Here is a 4,908-nt window from a genome sequence, read left to right as displayed (position 1 = left end):
CTACTGACGCTCGAAGACGCCGGCAACTACAAGGGTGACGACTCGGTGCACCAGAAGGTGCGCTTCGTGGCCGCGCGCCGCGTCAAAGTCTCGTAATTTAACCCGATGACGCGCCGGATCGATTTCGGCGCGTCGCTTTAAGGAATAACTCTGATGAGTGAACCAACCGTAACCCTGAAGCCAACGCAGGAGATCCTTGCCAAGGCCAGCGAAGAATCGACCGTGGTCGACGCCCTGGGCCGCACGATCAAGATCAAGAAGCCGGGTGTGCTGGCTCAGTACCGGCTGATCGAGGCGCTGGGCGACAGTGCGCAGAATCAGACCTACATGGCGATGGTCCTGCCATTGATCTATGTCACCGCAATCGATGATCTGGCAGTGCACCAGCCAAAAAGCAAGCTGCAGGTCGAGGCACTGATCCAGCAGCTGGACGAGGCCGGCATCGAAGCTGTGATGCGCCATGTTCAGGAAACCTTCGGCAAGAGCGACCCGGAGCAGGATAAGGCCGAACTAAAAAAGTAGCCCGGGCCGGTCCGATCCGTGAATGCTTATGGCTCATCAGAAATGGCGTGCCGTTCGACGTCGCGTTCGGGCTGGATGACATCACGCGAACGGGCTGGTGCATCATCTTTTCCGAGATGGAAGGCGCAACTTTCAATTTCAACACGATGCAATACGAGGATCAGAAATGAAAGAGTTCGCGCATCTCGGGGAAATGGTCGCGCATCTGGCGACGATGGCCGCCGCTGAAACGCTGGCGCTGCATCATGGACTGAAGAAGTGCGCTGTTGCGATTGAGCGGACCGCGAAGCAGGAAATCGGCGAGTACCAGGGCGAGGTCGGGCCGTTTGCCGGGTGGGTGGAATTGGCCGATAGCACCAAGGCTGATCGGGTAGCGCAGGGCTTCACTGAAAACGATCCTTTGCTGCGCAGCGGCAAGCTGCGCGCCTCGATCAGCCATCAAATTCACGGTCTGGAAGCGGTGGTCGGCTCGGACAGCGACATCATGGTGTATCAGGAGCTTGGCACAGAACACATCCCGCCGCGCGCGGTGCTGGGGCCCGCGGCGATCCGCAACAAAGAATTGATATTGAAAACGCTGGGGAAAGCTGCCGCAGAAGGGTTGCTGTACGGCGCTGGATCGAGCCAGACGGCCCTAGAGTAGGCAGTAGATGAATATGCCGACGAAAAACAGGGCGACGAGTCCTGCAAGCAGAAGCAATGTGGAGAAAAGGAACAGGTCGATGCGTTTCCCGATCGGCATTTGGTTGGTAAAACGCAAGCCGGCTTTGGATGCGTCGCGGGTCGATTGATCGGCTGGCCGGATATGTGGGTACTGCACCCATGACACCCGGTCGGCAAGCCATTCTTGCATTTGATGTGACAGCTTCATATTTTCGGGATACCCATGTTTGACGCCTACAAGATCGGAATCACTCTATCGCTGACGAACCATGTTAGCAAGGGTTTGATGCTGCTGGCTGGAGATTTCGCAAAGACTGAGGCGCAGGCGACCCTGCTGCAAAAGCGCATCAACAGCATCAAGAATGACGCGCTGAAGGGCGGCATCATGCTCGGCGCAGGCGTTGGCATGCTGTCACTGTTCAAGGCGCCGCTCGAGGAGGCAAAGAAGTTCCAGACGGAAACAGCGAAATTTGCCTCTCTTGGCTTCGGTGATGCAGTGACCGGCCAGGCGGTGAAGTTTGCCACCGGCATGAACACGGTCGGCACCAGCGCGCGCGACAATCTGACGCTGCTTTCCGATGCGATGGCCGTGTTCAAGAATCTGGAGCATGCAGAATTTGCCGCGCCGATCATGGCGAAGATGAAATTCGCTAATGAAGCGGTGTTCGGCCAGAAGGGTGGCGAGCACTCCACGAAGTTCATGGACATGCTCAAGGTGATTGAATTCCGGGGCGGCCTGTCCAGCGAGAAGGAGTTTGCGACGCAGGCTAATTTTGTGCAGCAGGTTATTTCTGGAAGCCGCAACCGGGTCGATGCCACCCAATTGCTGCAGGCTTTGAAAACTGGCGGCGTAGGCCTGTCGCAGCGCTCAAACAAAGACTTCTACCTCGGTGCTGAGCCCTTGATTCAGGAATTCGGCGGCCAGCGTTACGGCACCGGTGCCATGTCTATTTACCAGAATCTGGTGCAGGCGAGAGGTACAAAGACGGCGCAGGCTGAACTGTACCGTCTTGGTTTGCTCAATAAAGACATGGTCGAGTTCAACAAGATGGGCGAACTCAAGAAGGCGCTGCCAGGATCGTTCATGGGCTCCAACATCCTTGAAAAAGAGGGCGAGCTTGCATTGCTGGAGAAGGTGCTGCTGCCAGCGTTTGCGGCCAAGGGAATTACCGGGGATGAAGGCATCATCCGCGAGATCGGGATGATCGTTGGCAACCGTACCGGCTCCAGCTTGCTGTCCCGGATCTATCAGCAGCGCGCCACCATCAAAACACAGTCGGCTGCAAATATGAATGCCGAGAACATCGACCAATTGAGCGCGCGTGCCGGCGGAACACTGGCAGGCAAGCAAATCGACCTGCATGCCAAATTCAATACGTTGATGTTATCGCTTGGCAATACGATTTTGCCGCTGGCGATCAGCGCACTGGAAAAACTGATCCCGATGGTCAAAAGCATGGCCGAATGGATCGACCGCAATCACAAATTGGTTAAGGGAATCGTTGTTGCTCTTGTTGGATTGGCTGGCGCCCTGATGATTCGCGGCTCGATTCTGTTGCTCGGTGCGGCGTTTAGTGGGCTCGGTTTCATGGTTTCCGGACTCGGTATCGCAGCGGCGGCGATCCTCAGCCCGATAGGCATCGCCGTTCTCGCCATCGGCACGATCGCTGCCGCATGTTATGCCTTCCGCAAGATTTCACAAGATGAGGTTAATGCAGTCAAGACAGACGGTGGCGTGAAATTGACGTCTGGTGCAGCGGCCAGAATCGCAGCTGGCGAGGGCGGGTTCGTGAAGCCAGGCGCAAACAATAAGCCAATCCAAGTGCATACACAGGTAAATATGGACGGCTTCAAAGTGGCAACAATCGTCACGCAGCACCAGTCGAAAGCAGCATCTAAGCCGCAACTCGGCACCGGTCGCTTTGACTTTGGCCTGATGCCGCTCTCTCCTGGAATGAACATTCGATGAGGCCAGATACCTATTTGATCCTTGGCGATCTGAGTTTCGGCCGTTTTGAAGTGCCGGAACATATCCAGTTTGGCGGCGATCAGGCGCTGGCCGTGCATGAGCTGGTCGGGGGTAAGCGTGTCGTGGATGCGATGGGCCGGCGAGATAAGCCGCTTGATTGGTCTGGGCAGTTCATCGGCGCAGATGCGAACGATCGAGCCCGGTATCTTGACTATTTGCGCATCGTCGGCAAGCCGCTCAGCCTTTCATGGGGCGAGCATGCCTACAAGGTGCTGGTTCAGACGGCAGTGATGGACTACCGGCGCGTCTATGAAATCCCGTATTCGATCAGCTGCATGGTGGTCGAAGATTTGACGCTGCCGATCACCACATCGCCGCCGGCATCGGTCGACAGCGCGATCAATGACGACATGACGACGTCGAACACCCTCGGTGGTCTGATCGGCGACGGCCCATTGACGGCTGCGCTTGGTACGCTGAATACCGCGATCGGCGCAGTGTCGTCGTTCGCCAACGCAGCGCAAAGCACGATCAACAGTGTGCTGGGCCCGGTACTGGCAGTGCAGGCGCGCGTCACGACCTTGATTGCGTCGACCGGCAATACCATCGCCAATATCGCGACTGTGGGCGGCGTGCTGCCGAATACGCCAATCGCGACCACGGCATCGAAATTGAATGCGCAGATCGCCGGTTACACCCAGCTGCCGCTGCTGCTCAACCTGCAAGCCTCGACCGGACGCATCGGCGCGAATCTGGGCGCCATCTCGACGTCCGGCAAATCGGTGACGAGCGCCGGCGGCAACCTGTTCGACTTGGCCTCGAAAGCCTACGGCGATCCAACTGCCTGGCCGACGATCGCGCGCGCCAATAAGCTGACCGATCCGGCGCTGGCCGGCGTGCAAACAATCATCATTCCACCGACACCGGACGGCAGCGGAGGCGTGTATGGCGCTTAATCCTGTCGCAGTATCGACTGCCCGCCAGCCGCGGGGCGTCGTCAAGGTCAATGACCTGCGTATGGATGGCTGGATCCGGTGGGAGGTCGACAACAACACCTACTACGAAGCCGACACCTTCCGCGTGACTTTTGCGCTGTCGGCTCTGCCGGTGGCCTACGGCGATGCATGGTGGGCCAGCCAGCAGGAAATCTTCATCGAGATATTCGCCGGCTTCCCCGTAGACGCCGAGAATTACAGCGCGACCGAGCTGCAGAGCCTGACTTACGGCCGCGTCGACGATGTGACGTTCGACCCGGTTGCGCGCACGCTGCAAGTGTCGGGGCGCGATCTGACGGCGATGCTGATCGATGCCAAGACCAGCGAGACATTCCAGAATCTGACGGCGAGCCAGATCGCGACCCAGATTGCGCAGCGGCACGGATTGACAACGACATACGTGACAGCAACGTCGAAACGGTCCGGCAAGTATTACCAGATCGATCAGGTGCGCGTGAACCAGCAGCGAAGTGAGTGGGACTTGCTGACTGCCTTGGCTGGCGAAGAAGAGTTCGCCGTGTACGTCAAGCGCAAGGATCTGCATTTTGAGCCGGCCGTCGCGCCAGGTGCCAATCCCTACTTACTGAAATGGGAGCCGCCGACCGACCAGAACGGGGCTTTCGGGTTCAACGGGCAATCGATCAGTTTCAGCCGGGCGTTAAATTTCGCGCGCGGCGTGGTCGTTACTGTCATGTCGGTCAGTCCGAAAACCGGGCAGGCGATCAAAGTCATCTACCCGGCCAAGGCCGCGAACATCAA

The 4,908-nt window shown here is 57.9% G+C and carries 7 protein-coding genes; 6 read left to right on the top strand and 1 reads right to left on the bottom strand.

What is annotated here, in order from left to right; translation table 11 throughout:
- Positions 1-153: 153 nt before the first annotated feature.
- The 3 genes from ACFOFO_RS18515 to ACFOFO_RS18505 are packed head-to-tail and all read left to right on the top strand — an operon-like array spanning position 154 to position 1,165.
- Positions 154-522, top strand: a complete 369-nt coding sequence (locus tag ACFOFO_RS18515; protein ID WP_390323079.1) for a hypothetical protein — start codon at positions 154-156, stop codon at positions 520-522.
- 47 nt (positions 523-569) lie between these two features.
- Positions 570-692, top strand: coding sequence for a hypothetical protein (locus ACFOFO_RS18510; RefSeq protein ID WP_390323080.1), 123 nt, complete (start codon positions 570-572; stop codon positions 690-692).
- Positions 689-1,165, top strand: a complete 477-nt coding sequence (locus ACFOFO_RS18505; protein WP_390323081.1) for a hypothetical protein — start codon at positions 689-691, stop codon at positions 1,163-1,165. Before ACFOFO_RS18510 ends, ACFOFO_RS18505 begins: the two co-directional genes overlap by 4 nt.
- On the opposite strand, the gene ACFOFO_RS18500 is transcribed toward ACFOFO_RS18505, so the two are convergent.
- On the bottom strand, positions 1,157-1,375 hold the full coding sequence (locus tag ACFOFO_RS18500) for a hypothetical protein (protein ID WP_390332347.1): 219 nt from the start codon (positions 1,373-1,375) through the stop codon (positions 1,157-1,159). The two genes, ACFOFO_RS18505 and ACFOFO_RS18500, sit on opposite strands and share 9 nt — an antisense overlap.
- 33 nt (positions 1,376-1,408) lie before the next feature.
- On the opposite strand from ACFOFO_RS18500, the gene ACFOFO_RS18495 reads away from it, so the two are divergent.
- From ACFOFO_RS18495 to ACFOFO_RS18485, 3 genes are all read left to right on the top strand, one after another.
- A complete protein-coding gene (locus tag ACFOFO_RS18495) occupies positions 1,409-3,154 on the top strand; it encodes a phage tail tape measure protein (protein ID WP_390332346.1) in 1,746 nt (581 codons plus the stop codon).
- Positions 3,151-4,110 carry a LysM peptidoglycan-binding domain-containing protein gene (locus tag ACFOFO_RS18490; protein ID WP_390323086.1) on the top strand — a complete coding sequence of 320 codons (960 nt, stop codon included), beginning with the start codon at positions 3,151-3,153 and terminating at the stop codon, positions 4,108-4,110. Before ACFOFO_RS18495 ends, ACFOFO_RS18490 begins: the two co-directional genes overlap by 4 nt.
- Positions 4,100-4,908 (top strand): hypothetical protein (locus ACFOFO_RS18485; protein WP_390332345.1); only part of this gene is annotated, 809 nt, incomplete at its 3' end. The genes ACFOFO_RS18490 and ACFOFO_RS18485, both read left to right, overlap by 11 nt.

The sequence above is a fragment of the Pseudundibacterium arcticum genome (genome assembly GCF_042646465.1).
GTDB classification, from domain to species: domain Bacteria; phylum Pseudomonadota; class Gammaproteobacteria; order Burkholderiales; family Burkholderiaceae_D; genus Undibacterium_A; species Undibacterium_A arcticum.
Note: the sequence above shows the minus strand (reverse complement) of the source record. Positions and strands in the feature narration are given on the sequence as shown.

What these genes read in the sequence shown, in the direction of transcription:
- ACFOFO_RS18515 (WP_390323079.1), top strand. Translation starts at nt 154, where the DNA reads ATGAGTGAACCAACCGTAACCCTGAAGCCAACGCAGGAGATCCTTGCC.
- ACFOFO_RS18505 (WP_390323081.1), top strand. Translation starts at nt 689, where the DNA reads ATGAAAGAGTTCGCGCATCTCGGGGAAATGGTCGCGCATCTGGCGACG.
- ACFOFO_RS18500 (WP_390332347.1), bottom strand. Translation starts at nt 1,375, where the DNA reads ATGCAAGAATGGCTTGCCGACCGGGTGTCATGGGTGCAGTACCCACAT.
- ACFOFO_RS18495 (WP_390332346.1), top strand. Translation starts at nt 1,409, where the DNA reads ATGTTTGACGCCTACAAGATCGGAATCACTCTATCGCTGACGAACCAT.
- ACFOFO_RS18490 (WP_390323086.1), top strand. Translation starts at nt 3,151, where the DNA reads ATGAGGCCAGATACCTATTTGATCCTTGGCGATCTGAGTTTCGGCCGT.